General features: G+C 70.8%; 17 protein-coding genes. 4 read left to right on the top strand and 13 right to left on the bottom strand.

Annotated elements, in window-relative coordinates:
* The first annotated feature begins 132 nt into the window (after positions 1-132).
* The gene (locus tag ACIF80_RS33110; RefSeq protein WP_399811533.1) at positions 133-1,833 is read left to right on the top strand and encodes a long-chain fatty acid--CoA ligase; all 1,701 of its coding nucleotides are present in this window, start codon (positions 133-135) and stop codon (positions 1,831-1,833) included.
* A 230-nt stretch (positions 1,834-2,063) separates the two neighbouring features.
* Here the strand turns inward: ACIF80_RS33110 and ACIF80_RS33105 are convergent, their stop codons facing one another.
* The 10 genes from ACIF80_RS33105 to ACIF80_RS33060 all read right to left on the bottom strand — a co-directional run bounded on the left by ACIF80_RS33105 (position 2,064) and on the right by ACIF80_RS33060 (position 13,359).
* A complete protein-coding gene (locus ACIF80_RS33105; RefSeq protein WP_399811531.1) occupies positions 2,064-2,342 on the bottom strand; it encodes a GlsB/YeaQ/YmgE family stress response membrane protein in 279 nt (92 codons plus the stop codon).
* A 764-nt stretch (positions 2,343-3,106) separates the two neighbouring features.
* Positions 3,107-3,898, bottom strand: coding sequence for an HpcH/HpaI aldolase/citrate lyase family protein (locus tag ACIF80_RS33100; RefSeq protein ID WP_399811529.1), 792 nt, complete (start codon positions 3,896-3,898; stop codon positions 3,107-3,109).
* Entirely contained in the window at positions 3,883-4,668 is a 786-nt protein-coding gene (gene hpaH / locus ACIF80_RS33095) for a 2-oxo-hept-4-ene-1,7-dioate hydratase (RefSeq protein WP_399811526.1), read from the bottom strand. The genes ACIF80_RS33100 and hpaH overlap by 16 nt, the downstream gene beginning before the upstream one ends.
* 42 nt (positions 4,669-4,710) lie before the next feature.
* A complete protein-coding gene (locus ACIF80_RS33090) occupies positions 4,711-5,502 on the bottom strand; it encodes an IclR family transcriptional regulator C-terminal domain-containing protein (RefSeq protein WP_399811524.1) in 792 nt (263 codons plus the stop codon).
* A 98-nt stretch (positions 5,503-5,600) separates the two neighbouring features.
* Positions 5,601-6,452 (bottom strand): alpha/beta fold hydrolase, encoded by an 852-nt coding sequence (locus ACIF80_RS33085; protein ID WP_399811521.1) that lies wholly within the window; start codon positions 6,450-6,452, stop codon positions 5,601-5,603.
* Positions 6,453-6,472: 20 nt separating this feature from the next.
* The gene (locus ACIF80_RS33080) at positions 6,473-7,417 is read right to left on the bottom strand and encodes a 2,3-dihydroxyphenylpropionate 1,2-dioxygenase (RefSeq protein ID WP_399811518.1); all 945 of its coding nucleotides are present in this window, start codon (positions 7,415-7,417) and stop codon (positions 6,473-6,475) included.
* 55 nt (positions 7,418-7,472) lie between these two features.
* Positions 7,473-9,098: a bifunctional 3-(3-hydroxy-phenyl)propionate/3-hydroxycinnamic acid hydroxylase gene (locus ACIF80_RS33075; RefSeq protein ID WP_399811515.1), complete on the bottom strand. Its 1,626-nt coding sequence runs from the start codon at positions 9,096-9,098 to the stop codon at positions 7,473-7,475.
* Between the two features lie 49 nt (positions 9,099-9,147).
* The gene (locus ACIF80_RS33070) at positions 9,148-10,194 is read right to left on the bottom strand and encodes an ABC transporter substrate-binding protein (RefSeq protein WP_399811513.1); all 1,047 of its coding nucleotides are present in this window, start codon (positions 10,192-10,194) and stop codon (positions 9,148-9,150) included.
* Positions 10,195-10,426: 232 nt separating this feature from the next.
* Positions 10,427-11,572: an ABC transporter ATP-binding protein gene (locus ACIF80_RS33065; protein WP_399811511.1), complete on the bottom strand. Its 1,146-nt coding sequence runs from the start codon at positions 11,570-11,572 to the stop codon at positions 10,427-10,429.
* On the bottom strand, positions 11,569-13,359 hold the full coding sequence (locus tag ACIF80_RS33060; RefSeq protein WP_399811509.1) for an ABC transporter permease: 1,791 nt from the start codon (positions 13,357-13,359) through the stop codon (positions 11,569-11,571). Before ACIF80_RS33060 ends, ACIF80_RS33065 begins: the two co-directional genes overlap by 4 nt.
* A gap of 1,003 nt (positions 13,360-14,362) precedes the next feature.
* Between ACIF80_RS33060 and ACIF80_RS33055 the strand changes: the two genes are divergently transcribed.
* The 3 genes from ACIF80_RS33055 (at position 14,363) to ACIF80_RS33045 (ending at position 17,015) form a co-directional block, all read left to right on the top strand.
* A complete protein-coding gene (locus ACIF80_RS33055) occupies positions 14,363-14,806 on the top strand; it encodes a hypothetical protein (RefSeq protein WP_399811506.1) in 444 nt (147 codons plus the stop codon).
* 587 nt (positions 14,807-15,393) lie between these two features.
* Positions 15,394-15,552, top strand: a complete 159-nt coding sequence (locus tag ACIF80_RS33050; protein WP_399811504.1) for a hypothetical protein — start codon at positions 15,394-15,396, stop codon at positions 15,550-15,552.
* 212 nt (positions 15,553-15,764) lie between these two features.
* On the top strand, positions 15,765-17,015 hold the full coding sequence (locus ACIF80_RS33045; RefSeq protein ID WP_399811502.1) for a hypothetical protein: 1,251 nt from the start codon (positions 15,765-15,767) through the stop codon (positions 17,013-17,015).
* Between the two features lie 98 nt (positions 17,016-17,113).
* On the opposite strand, the gene ACIF80_RS33040 is transcribed toward ACIF80_RS33045, so the two are convergent.
* The 3 genes from ACIF80_RS33040 to ACIF80_RS33030 form a co-directional block, all read right to left on the bottom strand.
* Positions 17,114-17,722 carry a dihydrofolate reductase family protein gene (locus tag ACIF80_RS33040; RefSeq protein ID WP_399811500.1) on the bottom strand — a complete coding sequence of 203 codons (609 nt, stop codon included), beginning with the start codon at positions 17,720-17,722 and terminating at the stop codon, positions 17,114-17,116.
* 82 nt (positions 17,723-17,804) lie between these two features.
* Positions 17,805-19,385, bottom strand: a complete 1,581-nt coding sequence (locus ACIF80_RS33035) for a transporter (RefSeq protein ID WP_399811498.1) — start codon at positions 19,383-19,385, stop codon at positions 17,805-17,807.
* Positions 19,382-19,720: a hypothetical protein gene (locus tag ACIF80_RS33030; protein WP_399811495.1), complete on the bottom strand. Its 339-nt coding sequence runs from the start codon at positions 19,718-19,720 to the stop codon at positions 19,382-19,384. The genes ACIF80_RS33035 and ACIF80_RS33030 overlap by 4 nt, the downstream gene beginning before the upstream one ends.
* Positions 19,721-20,554: the final 834 nt, after the last annotated feature.

Below are 20,554 nucleotides of genomic sequence, written 5' to 3'. Positions count from 1 at the left end.
CCTTTTCGCTTCCCAACGGGTCGGGCTCATCCTAGGATCCACCGCGGGTCTTGCACAGAAGACGTTTCATGCTGTCGTCCGGCCGGTCGCGGCCGTTTACCGGTATACGAAGCGGAGTGAAGCGGAGCCACGATGAGCGCTTACGGAAACTCCCCGGCGGAGCGGTTCACGGCGCACTCCGGAACTCTCACCGGCCCTTCCACCGGCGGTGGGGACACGCCCGGGGCCGGAGGCGCGACCCTTTCGGCGGCCACGGTCCTCTCGGACTCCGCGGGCCGGTGGCCGGATCGCACCGCGGTGGTCGCGGGCCCCGAGCGCATCTCCTACGGCTCCCTCTGGCGCTCGGCGCTCCGGTACGCCGCGGTACTGCGCGAGCGGGGGATCGGCCCCGGTGACCGGATCGGCCTGCTGGTGACCAACTCCTCGCACTTCCCGATGGTCTACTTCGCGATCCTCGCCCTCGGAGCGACCGCCGTACCCGTGAACGTGCTGCTGAAGGCCGACGACATCGCCCACATCCTCCGGCACTCGAAAGCCCGGGCCCTCGTCTGTTCGGCCGAGTCGCTGGAGGAGGCGGAAGCGGCGGCCGAGGCGGCGGGCGCACCCGTCCTCACCGTCGGAGCACCCGTCCTCACCGTCGGCGCGGGCGACGACCGCCGCCGGTACCCCGCGCTCGACGAACTCGCGGCCGCCACCGACCCGGTGGCGGGGCCGGTGCCCCGCGCACCGGGCGACATCGCGGTGATCCTCTACACCTCCGGTACCACGGGCCGCCCCAAGGGAGCGGCGATCACACACCTCAACCTGGTGATGAACATCGGCACCACGATGCTCTCCCCCTTCGGGATGAGCGCCGGCGACGTACTGCTCGGCTGCCTTCCGCTCTCCCACACGTTCGGCCAGATCTGCGGCATGGGGACGTCCTTCCGCGCCGGGGCGACCCTGGTGCTGATGCGGCGGTTCACCGCCGAAGGGGCGCTCGACCTGATGGAGACCGAGGGCTGCACGGTCCTCATGGGGGTGCCCACGATGTACTTCGCCCTCATCGAGGCGGCCTCCCGCCGTCCCGCGAGGCCGAGGCTGGACCGCGCCTATTCCGGGGGCTCCGCCCTGCCGGCGCACACCCTCGCCGAGTTCGAGGCCGCCTTCGGCTGCCCGGTCTACGAGGGGTACGGCCTCACCGAGACGTCCCCCTGCGTCGCCTACAACCAGCGGGACTGGCCGCGAAAGCCCGGCACGGTCGGCAAACCGATCTGGGGCGTCGAGGTCGCCATAGCCCGGTCCACGGTGGAGGACGCCATCGAGCCGCTTCCCGCCGGAGAGGTCGGCGAGATCGTCGTCCGCGGGCACAACCTGATGGCCGGATACGTCGACGACCCCCGCGCCACGGCCGCCGCGTTCACCGACGGCTGGTTCCGCACCGGTGACCTGGGACTGCTGGACGACGAGGGGTACCTGACCATCGTCGACCGCAAGAAGGACGTGATCCTCCGGGACGGGTACAACGTCTACCCCCGCGAGGTCGAGGACGCGCTGCTCCGGCATCCCGCCGTCGCCCGGGTCGCGGTGGTGGGGGTCCCGGACCCGGTCCACGGCCAGGAGGTGTGCGCGGTGGTGGTGCTGCGGGACGGCCGGGCACCGGACGCGGCGCTGGCGGATTCCCTCGTGGCGTGGGGCAAACGGAACATCGCGGCGTACCGGCGCCCACGGCGGGTGGTCTTCCTCGACCGGCTTCCCCTGGGCTCCAGCGGCAAGGTGCTCAAGAAGGAACTGACCGCACTGCTCCGGTCGACCGACGGGGCCGGGCCGGACACACGAGCGACGGCGACGTGAGGCCTTCGCCCCGGCCGGTGACAGCGGCCTGTCCCACGCGGAGACGCCGTCGCAGTGGCCGGCCCGCCGGCAGCGGGCTGCCGGCGGGCCGGCCACCAGGCCGCAATGCCCGGACGCGGTGGTGATCGGCTCCCGCCCGAAGCGCGCCGTCCGTACACCCTGACGGCTCCCGCTCCTGCGAACAAGGGGGAGCCGTCCAGACGGGTTCGAAGGCGTATGCCTTCAACGGGTCATGCGTGACGGTGCGAGTGTCGGTTGCCGACGATGAGGCGGTAGAGCGCGAGCAGGATGAGGGATCCGACGATCGCGGCGATCCAGGTGGAGAGTTCGAAGAACCCGTCGATGGAATCGACACCGAAGATGACCTTGCCGAGCCAGCCGCCGAGCAGACCGCCGGCGATGCCGATCAGCATGGTGATGATGATGCCGCCGGGGTCCTTGCCCGGCATCAGGGCCTTGGCGATGACGCCGGCGAGCAGGCCGATGATGATCCACGCAATGATGCCCATGGGGTGTCTCCGCTCCGTCGTGTAAAGGTTGTGTTAGCTCATCGTGTGCACCAATCGCGCCCGAACAAACGTCTCTTCCGTATCTCGGTTCTGTCGGCCCTGACCTGAGAGGGCCGGCGCGACGTCGAAAACCACGGCCCGGGCCGAGTTGCGGGCCGCGATGAGGACGCGCGGAAGAACGGTGGCGCGCGGTGCCGGTTCGCACGGTGCGCCGGGGACGGGCCCGAGTGGCGGGCGGCCATCGCCACAGAGCGGGCAGGGTGCGCCGCCGCAGACCCTTCCCGACGACTCCCCTCACCCTTCACGGCCCTGCCCTTCGCGCCGCCCGCACCCTTGCGGGCATGACCTGGGGACGAGCCTGGTCTCCTTGGTGGTGGCGGCGGACCAGCCGACGATCCGCCGGGAGAAGGCGTCCACGACGAAGGCGACGTGGACGACGCCGGCGAAGGTGGTGACGTGGGTGAAGTCGGCGGCCCGGCGTCCTGAATCCGCCTACTCCCCCCCCGCCCGGTTCCTCCACAGCGTTGCCCGGGAACCGCCGGACGGCACCGTTCCGCGATCGGCGATTCGGCCGCAGGACGGTGCCCCGACAACCGCGCGGCCCGGAGCGGCTGGGAAAGAACGAAGCGCGGTGCTTTGCGAGGGGGCCAGGTTCCGCCGCCCCGGCCCCCGCTCACCGGCCGCTCACGGCAACGGCATCTGCCCGGTCACCGACGGATGCACCGGAACGGTCCGGTCGACCGGCCGACGGGAACAGGGGCGCTTCAGTGGTTCCCCTCGGTGGCGAAGCGAGCGGCAAGTGCTCGGCTGCCCTGTGCCAGCAGTGTGACGTCTGCGCCGACGAGGACGAAGCGGGCTCCCGCGCTGAGGTAGTGGCGGGCCGTCCCCTCGTTGAAGGCGTTGACGCCCGCGGGCTTGCCGGCCCGGTGCGCGGCGGTGAGGCAGTGCTCGACGGACCGCATCACGTCCGGGTGTTCTTGTTGGCCCAGGAGGCCCATCGAGGCGGCGAGATCGGAGGGGCCGATGAAGACGGCGTCGACTCCCTCGACCGCGAGGATCTCCTCCACGTTGGCCACGGCTTCCTCGGACTCGATCTGCACGGTGAGGGAGCACGTCCCGTCGGCGGTGTGCAGGTAGGAGTCGATGCCGTTCCAGCGGGAGGCGCGGGCGAGGGCCGCGCCCACGCCGCGGACGCCGCGGGGCGGGTAGTGCATCGCGGCGACGGCCTGCCGGGCCTCCTCAGCGGTGTCGACCATCGGGATGAGCAGGTTCTGCGCGCCGAGGTCGAGGTACTGCTTGATGGTCACCGTGTCGAGGGCGGGCGGTCGCACGACCGGGACGGGACCGTATCCGCGCACCGCCTGGAGTTGGGCGAGGACCGAGTCGAGGCCGTTGGGGCTGTGTTCGGCGTCGATGAGGAGCCAGTCGAGCCCGGAGCCGGCGCAGATCTCGGCGACCAGCGGACTGCCGGTGCACAGCCACATGCCCGTCAGCGGCCGGTCGGCCGCGGCGAGGGCGTCGAGGAAAGTGGGGTCGGGGGTCATGCGAACGTGCACGTGATCGTTCCCAGCGGTCCGTAGTCGGCGAGGAAGGTGTCACCCTTCTGTACGTGGACGGGGCGGGTGAAGGAGCCGGCGAGGACCAGGTCACCGGCCTTGAGGCCGCTGCCGTGCCGGGCAAGCTTGTTGGCCAGCCAGTGGACGCCGGATGCGGGGTGGTTGAGGACGCCGGCCGCCAGGCCCGTCTCCTCGACGGTCTGGTTGCGGTACAACAGGGCGCCGATCCAGCGCAGGTCGACGGAGTCCGGCTTGACCGGGTTGCCGCCGACCACCATCGCCCCCATCGCGGCGTTGTCGCTGATGGTGTCCACGATGGTGCGGCCCTTCAGCTCGATGTGGGAGTCGAGGATCTCCAGGGCGGGGACGACGTACTCGGTCGCGGAGAGGACGTCGAACACGGTGCACCCCGGCCCGTCGAGGTCGGCGTTGAGCTTGAAGGCGAGTTCCACCTCGATCCGCGGGTGGGTGTAGCGCTCCCAGGGGATCTCGCAGCCGTTCTCCAGGACCATGTCGTCGAAGACGACACCGTAGTCGGGTTCGGTGATGCCGGTGGCTGCCTGCATGGCCTTCGAGGTGAGCCCGATCTTGCGGCCGACGACCCGCCGGCCGGCGGCGGTCTGCCGGTCGGCCCACAGGTTCTGCACCGCGTAGGAGTCCTCGACCTCCATCTCCGGGTAGCGGGCGCTGATCAGGGGTATGGGAGTGCGGGTGCGGGTGGCCTCGGCGAGTTCGTCGGCGATCGCTTGTCGTTGCGCGGAGTCGAGCATGGGTGTGTTTCGCTTTCCGGGGGTCGTGGAAGACCGGGTGGCTCACCGGTAGTCGGCGAGGTCGTTCCTGATGTGTGCGGCGGTGTCCAACAGGGCGGTCAGGAACTCGTCCAGCAGCCTGTCCATGGACACCCGCATGTAGTTGGTGGCGATGTTGACGGCGGCCACCGTTTCACCGCTGGTGTCGGTGATCGGGGCGGCGATGGTGCGTACGCCGAGCTCCTTCTCCTGATCGGCCAGTTCCCAGCCGCGGTCGCGGATGCGAGCCAGGCGGGCACGCACCAGGTCCGGGTCGGTCACGGTGTGCTCGGTGTAGGCCTGGAAGGTGTGCGTGTCCAGGAAGGACGTCAGCTCGGCTTCCGGGAGGTGGGCGAGGAGCACCCGTCCCACGGCGGTCGCGGTCGGGTCGATGCGCGAACCGATGCGGATGGTGGTGCTCATGACGCGCTTGGACTGGGAACGCGCGAGGTAGATCACGTCGCCGCCGTCCAGGACGCCCAGGGAGCACACCTCGCCCAGTTGCTCGTTGAGCGCGTCGAGGTGCGGCTGGGCGATCTCGGGCAGCTCGAAGGAGGAGATGTAGGCGTAGCCGAGGTCGAGCACCTTCGGCAGCAGCCGGAAGGCGCCGTCGGTGTTGCTCATGTACCCGAGCGACTGCAGGGTCAGGACGATGCGCCGGGCACTCGGTTTCGATATGCCGGTGACGGCCGCGACCTCACTGAGGGTCATCGACTTGCGCTCGGCCGAGAAGGCCCGGATGACCGCCAGTCCCTTGCCGAGGGACTGGATGAAGTCGCCCTCGGCGATGGGTGCCACCTGATCGTTGCGAGCCACCCTGGCTCCTCCTTCGGGGGTTGTCTTCCGCGGCCGGCGCGGGGCGGCCGGCCCGGCACGTCCGTCGCGCGTTGTCGGCGGGAGGGTCCGTCTGCCGGTCAGCCGCCAGAGTGTAGCCGCAGGAACTGACCGACCAGCGCATTGAACTGAGGCGCCTTCTCGACCTGGCTCCAGTGGCCGCACCGGGAGAAGAGGTGCAGGTCGGCCCGGGGAAGCACCTCGGCGAGCTGCAGGCTGCGGGACACCGGGATGACGGTGTCGTCCCGGCCGTGCACGAGCAGCACCGGCCGGTCGAACCCGCGCAGCGCCTCGATGTCGAGCGGATGGTGCACCCGGTCGTGGTCGCGGGCCTCGATGACCCTGGCGAAGCGTTCCTCGGCGCCCGGTGCGCGGGCCGCGGTGTAGCGGGCGGCGACGAGGTCGTCCGTGACCAGCGACGGCTCGGTGACGAACTCGTTCAGCACCTTGCGGATGCCCGCTTCGGTGACCTCGGGCCGTGCGTGGCGGGCCAGCGCGGCGGTGCGCGGAGCACCGCCGGTGCCCATGGAGACGACGCCGAGGAGGCGCTCCGGGTGGGTCAGCGCCATCTGGAACGCCACCCAGCCGCCGAGGGAGTTGCCGACCAGCCAGGTCCGCTCGATGCCCAGGGTGTCGAGCAGCCGTACGGTGTGCCGCACCCACGCGTCGATGCCGTAGGCGGTGTCGGGCGCGGGCCGGGTCTGGCCGAAGCCCAGCAGGTCGAGCGCGACGGTGCGGTGCTCGCGGGCGAGGTCCGGCAGGTTCAGCCACCAGTTCGCGGCGGCGGAGACGCCCGCCCCGGAACCGTGCAGGAACGTGACGGGCGTTCCCTCGCCCAGGTCGTGATAGTGCGTCAGTTCCCCGGGCGCGGTCTCGGCCCAGCTGTCGTCGAGCCCGAAGTGGGCGTCGGTGGTGTAGTCGGGTATGTCCATGCTCTGCGTGCCTTCCTCGTTCACAGCTGTGCGCTTCCCACGACGACGCCCATGCCGGTGACCCAGCGCGGTACCGCCTCGTAGCCGAGGACCTCGACGGGTCCGCCCCAGGCCGCCCACGCGGCGAGCCAGGCGCGCACCTCGTGGGCCCCGTTGCCCGCGGTCTCCTCGACCTGCCGGGAATCCATGGCCAGCAACGACGTGTGGTCGCCGGCGGCGAGCCGGTCCAGGAACCAGCGGTCCCACTCGGCGTTGACGGGTCCTTCGTGGCCGTCCGCGATGCGCTGCGCCAGGCTCTCCTCACGGGAGGCGTTGTAGGCGTCGACACGGTCGCGGCCGTCCACCAGGTACTCGCGCGTGCTCGCGTCGAGCGCCTCGTCCTCGACCGAGAGCGCCTTCACCCAGTGCGACAGCCCACCCGAGGCCAGCACCAGCACGCGCCGGTCGCCCGGCAGGGCACGGACGGCGTCGCCGACCGCCAGACCGAAGTCGAAGCAGCGGCGGAAGGAGGGCCGCGGGTCCGCGCTGCAGTTGACCATGACCGGCACCACGGGCACGTCGAGACCGGGCCACAGCACCTGGTAGGGCTGCACGATGCCGTGGTCCACGCCCATGCGCACGGAGAACGCGGGATCGAAGCCGGCGGCCTGGGCGCTCTCGGCGATGTGCCGGCCGATGCCCTCGGCGTGCGGCACCGCGCCCTTGTGCGTGCCGTAGTCGCCGCAGCCGACGATCTCGCCGACGCCGACGCAGAAGGACGGCATGACGTCGAGGAAGAAGTTGCGGAAGTGGTCCGGGCCGAAGATCACCACCGCGTCGGGCGCGAGGTCGGCGACCAGGTCACGGAGGCGGGCGGCGGCCGTGGTGAACCGGGCACCAAGGGTCTCGGGGGTGGCCTCGGCAGGGAACGAACCGTTCCAGAAGGGGGAGTGGGAGAGGGCGGCGAAGCCGACTATCTCGGACATGTGTGAGCCTTTTCTCGGATGCCTGGGTACCTCGGGTTTCCGGGTGTTCCGGCCCTCAGGTGCGGACCGCCGGTTCGCGGACCGGCACGATGCGGCGGAACCGTGCGGTGAGGTCGTCGAGTTCGCCCCCGGCGCAGGTGGCCGCGAGGTAGCGGTCGGGGCGCAGGACGACGATCTCGCGGGAGCGGTCGCCCTTGTGCCAGTCCCGGAAGCCCCCGGCGGTGTCGTCCAGCAGCAGGGTGCCGGCGTCCGTGGTGCGCAGGTGCTTCCCGGCCCGGGAGCGGTTGACGCGTACCAGCTGTGCGCCGAGGGAGCGCCAGTAGGCGGCCGACTCCTCCGACAGGTGGTCGGCGGGGTCGATGTTGATGCCGATCACGGCGAACCACGGGCCCACGGCGTCGTCCAGCCGCAGCCGGGTACCGTCCTCGGTTTCCACCGCGGGCTGGATGAACATCTTGCCGACCGGCGATGCGTCGTCCGTCCGCCGGTGGGCCACGACGCCCTGGCGGTAGAACGGCATCGGCTTGAACTTCATCTGCAGGATGTAGTCCCGGGCCGAGGGGACGCGCACGCTGGCGCGCAGCAGCAGCGAACGGGCCCGTTCGCCGAGCTTGGTCTTCGGGGAGTAGACCTTCCCCAGGGTCGTGGCCAGGTCCACCATCGCCTTGGCGTGGCCGTGGCGCTCGGTGTGGTACGTGTCGAGGATGCGGTCGTCGGCGCCGTGCGCCAGGACCGCGGCCAGCTTCCAGGCGACGTTGGCCGCGTCGCGGATGCCGGAGTTCATGCCCTGGCCGAACCACGGCGGCTGGAGGTGGGCCGCGTCGCCCGCCAGGAACACCCGGCCGGTGCGGAAGCGGTCGGCGACCCGCGAGTGGTGCTGGTAGATGCGGCCGCGTTCCAGGCCGGGCATCGGGCCGTCCCAGTCGAAGTGCTTGCGGATCAGGTGCTCGACCGCCCCCGGCTTGAGCATCTCCTCGTCGGTCTCGTGCTCGGCGAGCCGGAACTCGAAGCGCCGGTAGCCGAAGGGCAGGTCGATCGACACGTGGGGGCGGGTGCTGCTGATGTAGTTGCCGGCGTAAGGGGCGTGCAGCTCGGCGTCCTTGAGGTCGACGACCAGCCAGCGGGCCCCGAGCGTGGAACCCTCGAGGGTGGCCCCGACCAGTTTGCGGACGGTGCTGCGGCCGCCGTCCGCGCCGACGACGTAGTCCGCCCGGACGGTGAACTCCTCACCGGAGCCGTCGCGCATCCGCGCGGTGACCCCTTCGTCGTCCTGCTCCAGCGTCAGCAGTTCCGTCGAGACGCGCAGGCCGACGTGGGCGAAGCGGTCCAGTCCCGTGCGCAGCTTCTTCTCCAGCATGGGCTGCAGGAAGGAGTTGCGCCGGGGCCAGCCGAAGGGCTGCGCGGAGGGCGCGATCTCCACGAGGTAGCGGCCGGAGGAGTCGAAGTACCGCAGCAGCTGGTTCTGGATCATGTCCGCGTGCACGGTCTCGCCCAGTCCCGCCGACTGGAAGACGCGCAGCGACTCGTCGTCCACTCCGACGCCCCGGGGGAAGTCGACGACTTCGGGAGCCTTGTCGACGAGCAGGCTCTCGATGCCGTACACACCGAGCAGGTTGGCGATCGTGGTGCCGCACGGGCCGGCGCCGACGACGAGTACCTGCGTTCTCACGATGTCGTCCATGGGTGCGATGTCTTCCATTTCTGCCTGTGGATCCACTGGTTGCGCGTGGTCAGAACTTCTCGCCGAGCAGCTCGAGGTCCTTCTCGTAGCGCTCGGCACCGGGGTAGGTGATCGGCTCGAACTCGCCCAGTTCCTCGGCCCCTTCGGGCTCGGGGGCGCCGGGCATGGTGCCGAACTCGTGAATGTGCTCGGCCACGGACTTCTGGCCCTCCTCGGAGAACATCCAGCTCACCAGGAGGCGGGCGGCGTTGGGGCGCGGGCTGCCGTCGAGGGTGCCGTAGGCGACGTCCGACATGTAGCCGCCGTCCTTCATGACCGCGTAGCCGAGGGGGGCTCCGGCGGCCTTCTGCCGCATGTAGGTGCCGTATCCGGCGACCAGGGACGCCTGGGTCTCACCGGTGGTGACCGCCTGCAGCGCGGTGGCGACGCTGGGGAAGACCTTCGGCTTGACCTTGCCCGCGTAGTCGTCCAGCCACTTCTCGTCGACGACCCCCGCATCCAGGGCGGCGGACAGGACCTGCGGGGCGGCGCCGCTGATGGACGGGTCGGAGACGCCCTGCCCGGCCTTCCACTCCGGGTCGCCGAGTTCGGCCCAGGTGTCCGGGACGTCCGCCTCGTCGAGGGTCTTGGTGTTGTAGACGGTGGCGTAGAGGTGCTGGGAGGGAACGCTCCACAGGTCCTCCTCGCCCCGGTAGGCGTCCTCCAGCGCGTCCGCCTCGACGGGCCGGAAGGACGACAGGTACTCGGAGGCGGCGTAGCGCTCGATGTCGGAGACGCCGATGTGGAGCAGGTCCGCCTCGAAGCCGCCGGCGACCAGCTCGCCCTCGAGCCGGGAGTCGAGCTCGGCGCCGAAGATGTCCGTGGTCTTCACCTTGATGCCGGGGTAGGCGGCCTCGAACTCCTCGTACACCTCGGCGTAGAGGTCCTCGGTCGGGCCGTAGACCAGGATCTCGCCCTCCTTCTTGGCCACCTCGTACAGCTCGGTGAGGGAGGAGGCGTCCGTCACCTCCGGGGCGGAGTCCGAGCCGCCGCACGCCGTCAGGGTGAGGCACGTGGAGAGCAGGGCGGCCGTGAGGGCGAGGTGCTTTCTTCTCATGGCGGTGTGGCCTTTCGTACGGTCGGGGTGCGCGGGCGGGGTGCCGGGGGCGGTCTCCCCGGCCGGTGTCAGGGGTGGCGGAGCGGTCGTGGGGAGGCCGCCGCGTGGAAGCGGGAGGTGTGGGGTGCGGAGGTGAGGGGTGCGGCACCGGCGTCCGGGCGGGGGGAACGCCCGAAGGAGCGCCGGTGCCGCCGGCCGGCCGCGTGACGGGGGTTCTCGGGCCGGCCTGCTCTCAGGCCACCGCCGGGACGGGGGCGGTGGACGCGGGCTGCTTCCGGTCCTCCTCGCCCACCGCGACGACCACCGACGCGCCCGCCGGCGGTGCCGCCAGGGCCGGTTCGCCGACGGTCACCTCGTCGGCGTATCCGGGGCGTACCCGGGCGACGATCTCGGTGGTGCCGTCGGACACCACGATCTCCACGTCGTCGCCGAGGTGGGACTTGGACCGCACGGTGCCGCGGAAGACGTTGCCGCTGTCGGTCTCCCGGCCCTCGGGGTGGACGCGGACCAGCCGGGAGCGGACCGCGACCGTGACCCGGTCGCCCGGGGCGACCGGGCGGTCGACGGCCGCCCGCAGGTGGTTGCCGCCCGGCAGTTCCACGGTGCACATCCCGTCGCCGGTCTCGGTGACCGTGGCCCGCAGGAAGTTGTCGAACCCGACGAACTCGCTGACGAAAGCCGTGCGGGGACGGACGAACACCTCGCGCGGCGGGCCCTGCTGCACGATGGTGCCCTGCTGCAGCACCGCGATGCGGTCGGCGAGGCCTCCCGCGTCCTCCTTGTCGTGCGTCACGTACAGCGCGGTGGCGCCCAGGTGCTGCTGGATGCGGCGGATCTCGCGCCGCATCTGGGACCGCAGGTTGGTGTCGAGGCTCGACAGCGGCTCGTCCAGCAGGAGCAGGCGGGGCCGGCCGACCACGGCGCGGGCCAGCGCCACGCGCTGCTGCTGACCGCCGGACAGGGTGCCGGGGTAGGAGTCGGCGAAGTCGAGCAGACCGACCATCGACAGTGCCTCGCGGGTGCGTTCGGTGATCTCGCGGCGCTCGACCCGCTGCCGCTTCAGCGGGTAGGCGACGTTGTCGAACACGGTCTTGTGGGGCCACAGGGCGAAGCTCTGGAACACCATGCCCAGTTCGCGTTTCTCGGGCGGCAGGTTCAGCTTCCGTGAGCTGTCGTACACCGGCTCGTGACCCAGGTGGATGCTGCCCGAGCTGGGGCTCTCGAGACCGGCTATGGAGCGCAGCAGGGTGCTCTTGCCGCAGCCCGAGGGGCCGAGCAGGCAGACGAACTCGCCGTCGGCGACCTCGAGGTCCACCCCGTCCAGGACGGTCTTGGCGCCGAAGGACTTGGTGACACCCCTGACGGAAATCCCGGTCATCGGACGTTCTCCTTCTCGGAGTCGGAGTAGGTGGCGGGCGCGGTCTCGGGCACGGCCCTTCGGAGCAGCAGGCGGACGAGGGCGCCGAGGGCGGCCAGGGCGAGGGCCAGCACGGCCAGGCAGGCGGTGAAGACGACGTAGAGGGCCGAGGCCATCACCGGTTCGCCGTTGTTGTAGTAGGAGAAGCTGACGGTCGCGATCATCTGGGTGTCGGTGGAGCCCAGCAGGATCGGCACGTCGAGGATTCCGGACATCGTGATGCCGACCAGGAACCAGGCCGAGAGCAGGCTCGGCGACAGGATGCGTGCGGTCACCATGCCGATGGCGCGCAGCGGGCTGCCGCCGAACACCCGCGCGGCCTCCTCCAGTTCGACCCCGATCTGGGAGAGCGGTCCCTCCAGGGTGCGGGTGGCCAGCGGCGCGGTCGCCACGGCCAGGCCGATCACGAGCAGCCAGATCGTGCCGTACAGGCTGCTGCCGCCGGGCGTGGTGAGCACCGACCACAGCAGGGCCAGCCCCAGGACGAGGCCGGGCATGGCGGCGGGAACCCACGAGGCCATCTGGATGAACCGGCCGGCTGCCGACCGCATGCGCACGAAGGCGTAGGCGACGACGAAGCCGAGCAGGACCGCCAGCGCGCCGCCGATCGCCGACACGGTCAGGGTGTTCCGCAGTGCCTTGACCACGCCGTCGTCCGCGAGCAGACGCTCGATGTTGGCCGTGGTCAGCGTCGAGACGCCCAGGTACGGCTGGAAGGCGCTGAGGACGACCTGGACGGTGGGGACCGCGAGGGCGACCAGCAGGAAGAGGGTGATCGCCACGGTGAGCGGGGTCCGGGCCCGGCCCGCCGACCGCAGGCTTCCGGCCTTGGCGCGTCCGCCGACGGAGGAGTAGGAACGTCCGCCGCCGGTCAGCCGCCACTGCAGTGCGACCAGCGCCGCCAGGATCAGCACGATGACCAGCGAGGCCACGGAGGCGGCGGCGTAGTCCGGCCGCAGCCCGCCGCGCAGGTAGTCGTAGATGTGCGTCGAGTAGACCTCGATGCCGGCGGGCACCCCGAGCATCGCGGGCGTCTCGAAGGCCTCGAGCCCCTTCACGAAGACGTACAGGGCGGCGGCGAGGATCGCGGGCATCAGCGCGGGCAGTTCGATGCCGAAGAAGGCCCGCCTCCCCGAGGCTCCGCTGATCCGGGCGGCCTCCTCCAGGGCGGCGTTGCGGTTGCGGAAGGCGCCGACGACGACCAGGTAGGCCAGTGCGCCCGCCTTGAGCGCCGTGACCACGATGAGCCCGAACCAGCTGCGGGTCTCCAGCAGCGGAGCCAGCGAGCCGAGGCCGACCGTGGACAGCGACTTGTGGATCAGGCCCGACTCCCCGGCGCCGAGCATGGCCCACGCCAGGGCGTAGAGCACGGTCGGCATCGCGACGATCACCATCATCGCCGGAGTGATCCAACGGCGGAGCGGAACGTCGAAGCGGGTGCTCACGGCCGCGAAGAAGACCGCGATCGCCATCGCGAAGACGGTGATGACCAGTGCGTACACCAGGGAGGTGGCGAGGGTGCTCCAGGTTCCCGGGTCGGTGAACACCCGGGTGACACCCTCCATGGTCCAGCTGGGGTTCACCCCGATCGGGGACGTCCTGAACGCCCCGTACACCAGCATCACCAGCGGCCAGACGAACAGCCAGGTGAAGACGACGGCGCCGATCAGCCGGGGGAGATGCCGCACCAGGACTGCGCCGGGTGCGGCTTTTCCGCCCGTGGCCGCGCCTGTGGCCATGCTGCTCATGGTGTTCCTCCTCGAACAGTTGCAGCCGTACGCATTCCGTACGCTCCGTACGTCATCCGTACCAGGGGCGACATTAAGAGGAGGTGACTGACCCGTCAATACCTTGTTTCCGCACGATGATTGGTGTACTGCGATCTTGTTCAGCGGCACGGTGCGCGAAGTGCGGGGGCCCCACGCATGCAAGGGTGGGCTCGGCGTCCCGTCGTGGGCGGGGGCGCCACGGTGGCGCGTTTGTCCTGCTCCAGGGCCGACCGGAGCGTCGCCCGTAGGCCCGTCCCTTTGTGCCGGACGCCGGTGGGGGCGGATCCAGGAGGCGGCGTCGCTGCCGAGGGTGATGTCCGCGACGACGAACGACCGTTGATGCCCAGCCAGTGGACACCCGTGGGCGCCGCCCTTTCCGGAGTCGAGTGGTGGCGTCGGGGCTGTGCCGTGCGTCCGAGGTGACGTCCGTGGTGCGGGCCTTTCCCCGCATGGACGGCGGCAGGCCGGGCGCGCGGGAAGCGCGGCGGTCGTCCGCTCGTCGAGGCTCCGGACACGCGCGAGCCGGGTTCGCCGGCCGGTGCCTTCCGGCCGGCTGTTACTCGGGTGTCGCCGTTCCTCGGACCGTGGTTCTGGATCTCTTCCGTGGCCTGAGTGCGGAAAGTGGTCCAGAACCTGAACCGTGCCCCCTGCCGGTCGATGGAAAGTGACCCCGGATCAAGCCCGGTGTCCAGGACGGCGGGATCATGCGGGTCCTTCCGCACGGGGCGGGTGGCGGTGGGAGGCCCAGGGTCCGCAGGATCGCCGGTTCGGCAAGCACCGTTGCAGTACCAGCCAGGGTCCTGGGCCAGGTGACCCGGCGCGACGTGACGTGGCGGACCGGTCCACCGGCACCCTCACGAGCCCCCTCGCCGGGCCCGGCGGCCGGCGGCCCGCCCCCGACGTCGGAGAACGCCACGCATACGATGTCTCGGGCGGATCATTCCGTACCACAGGCCACATCCGTACCACGGGGAGTACACGCATGCGCAGGGCAACGACCATAACGGCGCTCGTCGCGGCAGTCGGGCTGATGACCGCGTGCGGCAGCAGCAGCGACGACGACAAGAAGGAGAGCGCCGACAAGGGCGCAGCCACGTCGCCGTCGAAGCCGGCCTCCGACGGCCAGGACAAGACGTACGAGGTCACCTTCGAAGTCGGCGGCGAGGGCAAGTCCAGCGTCTACTACAACCTCGACACGAACCGCTCCGAGCAGGTCACGCTGCCGTGGAAGAAGTCGGACAAACTCACCTTGAACAGCACCGAACGTAAGGTTGGGATCATCGTGTCCATCGTGCCGGGATCGGTGAAGCTGTCCAACGGCCAGCTCGGCGCAGCCCCTTGCTCGATCAGCGTCGACGGGAAGAAGGTCGCCGAGGACCCGGGTGGCGTCGAGGGCAAGCACATGTGCGAGTACACCCTCCGGTAACAGCGCACCGGCCGGCGGTGCATGTGGTCGGTGGCGGTCGGCGCGACTCGACGTCACCTCTTTCGAAGGAGCACACGAACGACGCCGAGCTGAGCGCCGAGTCGGCCGGGTGAAGCACTCCGTGGCCGACTGGAGCGCTCGGTTGCCCGGGAACGGGCCCGCGCCGTCGGCCGGGGAGTTCGGGTCCGGAGGCCATGAGACGACCAGCGGGTCGCTGGAGGCGTCGATGCCGTGGGCGGCTCGATGCCGACTGATGGCCGGACCGCGGACACCGACCGTGAGGGTGGATGAACCCTCACCGGGCGTGGTGCTGTCCTTCACGGCGTCCTGGAGGGTGCGGCCCGGGCACATCGCGGCGGCCGGAAGGACGAGCTCGAAGTTCAGGGGCAGAGGGCCCGCCTCGAGCTCACCGCTCGGGAACTCGGAGGAGATCTTCGCGGGCAGGCCGTGGGCGGCCCTCACCACTCCGTCGGGGCCCTGGATTTCCACACTTGGCCCCCGTCTCCCAAGCGGCTTCTCCAGGATCAGCGGCCGTTTGCTCCCGGCGGCAATCGCTGACGCAGCGCACGGGCCTGGACCCGGCCGCCGTGCCGGCGGGATTTCGCCGGCGGATTCCGGACTCCTCGGGGCTGCCGCAGCGCCACCCCATCGACGACGCGCTGTCGGCGCTGTACCGGCAGGCGATGTGCGGCAACGGCAACGTCCCGGCCGAGAACGCCCCGAAGCCGACGACGCTCGGCCCATGACCGGAGTGCCGGCGCCCCGGTCGTGCTGCTCGCCCTGTCCGCCGACGTCGGCCCGGCCGGTGATTTCACCGATTCCCCCATCCCGACTGCCCGCTTGACTCGGTGCGAGCCGATCCCGGAACGATCCGGGGGATCGGAAGCAGGCACGACTCGCGCAACCGGCAAGGGTGCGCCGACGCAGTCGACCGGCGCGGCCGGAAGGGATCTCGGACATGTCTCGTATCAGCGGGCGCCTGCGCTTACTCGGCGCCGTGGCCGTCGGCATCACGGCCTTGGGAACCGCGGGCGTTGCGACACCCCCCGCCTCCGCCGCCACGCCGGTCCACAGCGAGGACTTCTCCGACGGGCTCGGCACCTTCACCGCTTCCGGTTCCGTCAGGACCGGAACGTACGGCGCCCGGCTCAGTGGGTCGCTGTCCTCCGACCCGTCCATGGTGTCCGCACCCATCGATCTGACCGGGTACGGCGACCTGACACTGTCCTACACCCGGGCGGCATCGGGGCTGGACCTCGGTGAGACCTTCACCGTGGCCTACTCGGTCGACGGTGGCTCGTTCACCGCGCTGGAATCGGCGCGCACCGCCACGGGCGCGGTGTCGTTCCCCCTGCCGGACTCCGTCGAGGGTGGTGACCTGCGGCTGCGGTTCTCGCTGGACGCCAACAGCCTCCTGGAGACGTTGACCGTCGACGACGTGCTGATCGAGGCCGCCGGCGGTGGAGGCCCGACCGACCCGCCGACCGGGTCACTGCCACCCGTGGACGACGTCACCCAGCCCGGCCCGTACTCGGTGACCGTTGACGACTCCGCCGGTCCCGGCAACGACGGTTGGCTGGTGCACCCGACGAACGCGGGCCAGGACGGTGTGGACCACCCGGTCTTCGTCTGGGGCCCGGGCGCGGGGTCCGACCCCGCCGACTACGAGGACATGCTGCGTCAGTGGGCCTCGCACGGGTTCGTCGTCTACAGCGAGGTCTCGTCCAGCAGCGGCGCCTACATGGTCGACGCCCTCGACTGGCTGGAGGACCAGAACGCCAGTCCGAGCAGTCCGCTGTACGGGGACCTCGACACCTCCGAGGTGGCCTTCGGCGGCCACTCCCGCGGGTCCATCGGTACGTTCGACGTGGCCGATGAACCGCGGCTGGAAACCACCATCCACGTGGCCGGAGGCTCGTTCGACGGCAACGGCCCCGACAGCCTCCGCAACCCGGCCCTCTACATCGGCGGTGACGAGGACTTCGCCACCGCGAACATGGAACGCGACTACACCCACACCGACGTGCCGGTGTGGTTCAACATCCTCGACGGCACCGACCACATCCTTGCCACCCGCAACGGCCGGCACATCATCACCGCCTGGCTCCGGTGGCACCTGGCCGACGAGGAATTCCGCCGCACACAGGACTTCCTGAGCCCCGACTGCGCCTTCTGCGGCCTCGGCGACGTCCGGTACAAGAACTGGTGACACCACGGCAACCGGCCGGTGCTGCCCCGCCGTTCATACCGTGCGGGGCGACACCGGGGAGCTCCGGGCGGCCGGGCCTCCGTCTTCCGCGGTGGCCCTCACTCCCCGAGCGTGGCGACGGCCTCCTCGTAACCGCCCGTCGGCGGCGCGGTGTCGGGCCCGTACACGAGGTTCAGCACGCCCGTGGTGAACGTCTCCGATTTCAGCAACTTCAGCGGGATCGACGGCTCGCCCTCGTCGAACAGACGCATGCCCTTGCGTACGGCGACGGGATGGACGAAGAGGTGCAGTTCGTCGAGGAGGCCCGCGGCCAGCAGCTGCCGGACGACGGAAACCGAGCCGCTCAGCGAGATGTCACCGCCCGGCTCGCTCTTCAGCGCGGCGGCGACCTCGGCGACGTCCCCCTGCGCCTGCTCGGAGTTCCGCCATGCCAGGTCGAGCCGCCGGCGTGAGAACACGATCTTCCGCATGTCGCCGAGCTGCTCGGCGAAGCCCGCGTCCTCGCCGCCCGCCGCCTCCCGCTCGGGCCAGGCGCCGGCGAAGCCGTCGTATGTCCTGCGGCCGAAGAGCAGGACCTCCGTGGTGTTCAGGCCCGAGCCGACGGCGGCTCCCATCTCGTCGTTGAAGTACGGGAAATGCCACTGATCGGGCGCCTCGACGACGCCGTCGAGCGAGATGAACAGGCTGGCGGTGATTTTCCGCGGCATGGTGTCCTCCGAATCGGGGTGCGTGTACCGGATACGACCGTGCCGCCCACCGGAAGTCATCGGTGGGCGGCACGCGGATGGTTCAGACCGTGTCCAGTTGCCTGCGACGCTCTGAACCCGGTACGTCGCCTGCCGCCCGGCGCGGATCCGTGACGCTGCCCAGCCAGCCCAGCAGGAATCCGGCCGGCACCGTCACCAGGCCCGGGATCGTCACGTCCCAGATCCTGAAGTCGTGCTCCGGGAAGATCGACTCGGGTGTGCCGGACGTGTACGGCGACAGCGCGAGCGCCGCGATGCTCAGCACTGTGGCCCCCCACAGGCACCACAGCGCACCGCGGGCGGTGAACCCGGGCCAGTACAGGGCGTACAGCAGAACGGGCGCGAGGGCGGCGCCGCCGAGGGCGAGCCAGAGCGTCGAGACGACCACCAGGTTCCAGTCGGCGGCGACGACCGCCACGACCGTGGAGACCGCCCCCGTCAATGCCGCCGACCACCGTGACGCGGCACCGTCCGCCTTGCCCGCCGGGCGCCTGCCGTCCGCCTTGCCGGACGCACCCAGCACGTCCCGTCCCAGGGCGATGCCGGCGGCGAGGGTCACATCCACCACGGCCGCGAGCGCGGTGAGGAAGAGGACGCAGGCCATGGCCGCGACCAGGATGCCGCCGCTGTCGAGCGCCCGCCCGAGCATCAGCGGCGTGAACACCTGCGCCGACGGACCGGCCTCGCGCAGCGCCTCGCCGACGAGGGCCGCCGCACCGACGCCGACGACGCTGAGCACGCCGTACAGCAGGGTGAGTTCGCCGAGCATCCAGCGGCCGACGGTCCGGGCGCCGCGCGGGCTCTTGGTCGAGATCGCCCGCATCAGCACGGCGGGCATCGCCAGCGTGGCCATCGACATGCCGAAGGTCTGCCCGATCCGGTTCACGGCCCCCACCCACCCCTCACCGGTGTAGCCGCCCGGACGCAGATACGCCTCGCCCATCCGCGAGCCGTGCGCGGCGGCGTCGAGCAGCCGCCCGGGGTCCCAGCCGAAGCGGTCGAACACGAGTACGGCAGTGACCGCCAGCACGGGCAGGGCGATCGCCGACTTCGCGATCATCACCACACCCGTGCCCCGGATCCCGCCACTGACGGCCAGCGCCGTCATCACGCAGCCGATCACCACGATGCAGCCGGTCCGTATACCGGGCTGCCCGATCAGCGCCGCGGCGACGTTGCCGACCACCACCAACTGCACGACCAGCAGCGGGAAGCAGACGAGCAGGGTCACCACGCCCCACGAGACGCGTACGGCGGGCCCGCCGCTGCCGCGCGCGTCCAGCATGTCCGCGGCCGTCAGCGAGGCGTGCCTGCGCAGCGGCTCGATGATCAGCACGAGGAGCAGAATGACCCCGATCAGGCTGCCCAGCATGACGCCGAGGCCGTCGAAGCCGAACGTGGCGACCATGCCCACCAGGACGGTGACCGTCGCGACCGTGGTGGTGTCGCCGCCCATCGCGATGCCCTGCTGCCAGGAGCGCAGCCGACGGCTGTCGGACCGTACGAGAGCCCGGTCGTCCTCGTCGGCGCCGGTGACGATGCACAGCATCAGGCAGATCACGACGAACACCGAGAACACGGTGAAGACGAGGGACCGGGACGAGGGATCGAGCAGCGTGGTCACGACCACCTCCGGGCACCCGACTGCGGCTCGAGCCGGTCGACCCGTCGCCCGTACACCACCAGCGCGTGCACACCGACGGCGAAGGGCACCACGGCCAGGATCACGCCGAGGCTCACCGGTCCGGCGACCCGCGTGCCGTACACGGCCGGTATGAGGGCGGCGGGCAGCACGTAGAGCAGCCAGGCGACGGCGATCCGGACGCCGAGCCGCAGCCCGACGGCCAGTCGCGCCGCCTCCTCGGCGTCGCGTCGCTCGTGCTCCGCCGGAGGTCGCGCGCCGGCTGCGGGTTCGTCACGGTGCGGCGGCCCGTGCCGGGGCTGCGGTCCGAAGGACATGTGGGCGGCTCCGCTCACGTTGATCCAGCACCCCGGAAGGGGTGCGAGTACCGGTGTGGGGGTGGGCGCGGAGTCAATCAGACACGTGCGCACACCCGCACGCCCCGGGCGCAGATCTGTTCTTCCGCCCAATCCGGAGGCGTGCGGACAGTGAACGGGCACTACGTGATCGGGAGCCGGGGCGGCCGGCGGCTCGGCCGCGTGATGATGGGCCGATCACGTGCGAGCACCTGGGCCACAGCCGTTCGGGCGTGTCCCGCCTGCGTGAACGCGATCACGAAGCGGGCCACGCTGCTGGTGCTCGGCGTGCCGGCCCTTCAGCGGTTGTTCATCGCCTCCTGTGCGGGTGCGCTGCACGAACCGTTTGGAGTGGGCAGCGTGTTCTGCCCCGAGAAGGAGGCGTGGACTGTCGGTCATGACGCTCGTTCGACGCTCTGGGCGCCCGCACGCCGGGCAGCGGGCCGAGGAACAGATCCTGACCCGCCCTTTTCGTGACTCGCCCGGGTCGGCACCTTTCCGATGACGCATCTTGTCGAGTGCGCAGCGACCGGAAGCCCTCGGTACCGGCCGAAAGTCCCGGAGAAGTCCCAGAGCGCCGCCACCTCCCCTTCAGCCTCGCGTTCATGCAGGCCGACAGAGGAGTGACGGCGCTTTTCCTGAAGGCCCTCAGAGGTCGTTAAGTCCGTTTTCCAGTAGTGACCTCGTCCGGGTTGGGTGAGGAAGCCTTGACGGGCGAGGCGTCCAAGGCGGCTGCGGGTGGCGTTCAGGGAAGGGTCGTCGGCGCGCATGCCGAGGAGTTCGTGCAGAGCACGGCCCGGAACGCCTGATCGGGGT

Origin of the sequence: Streptomyces sp. NPDC085927 (genome assembly GCF_044540975.1) — a bacterium.
Taxonomy (GTDB): domain Bacteria; phylum Actinomycetota; class Actinomycetes; order Streptomycetales; family Streptomycetaceae; genus Streptomyces; species Streptomyces hirsutus.
Note: the sequence above shows the minus strand (reverse complement) of the source record. Positions and strands in the feature narration are given on the sequence as shown.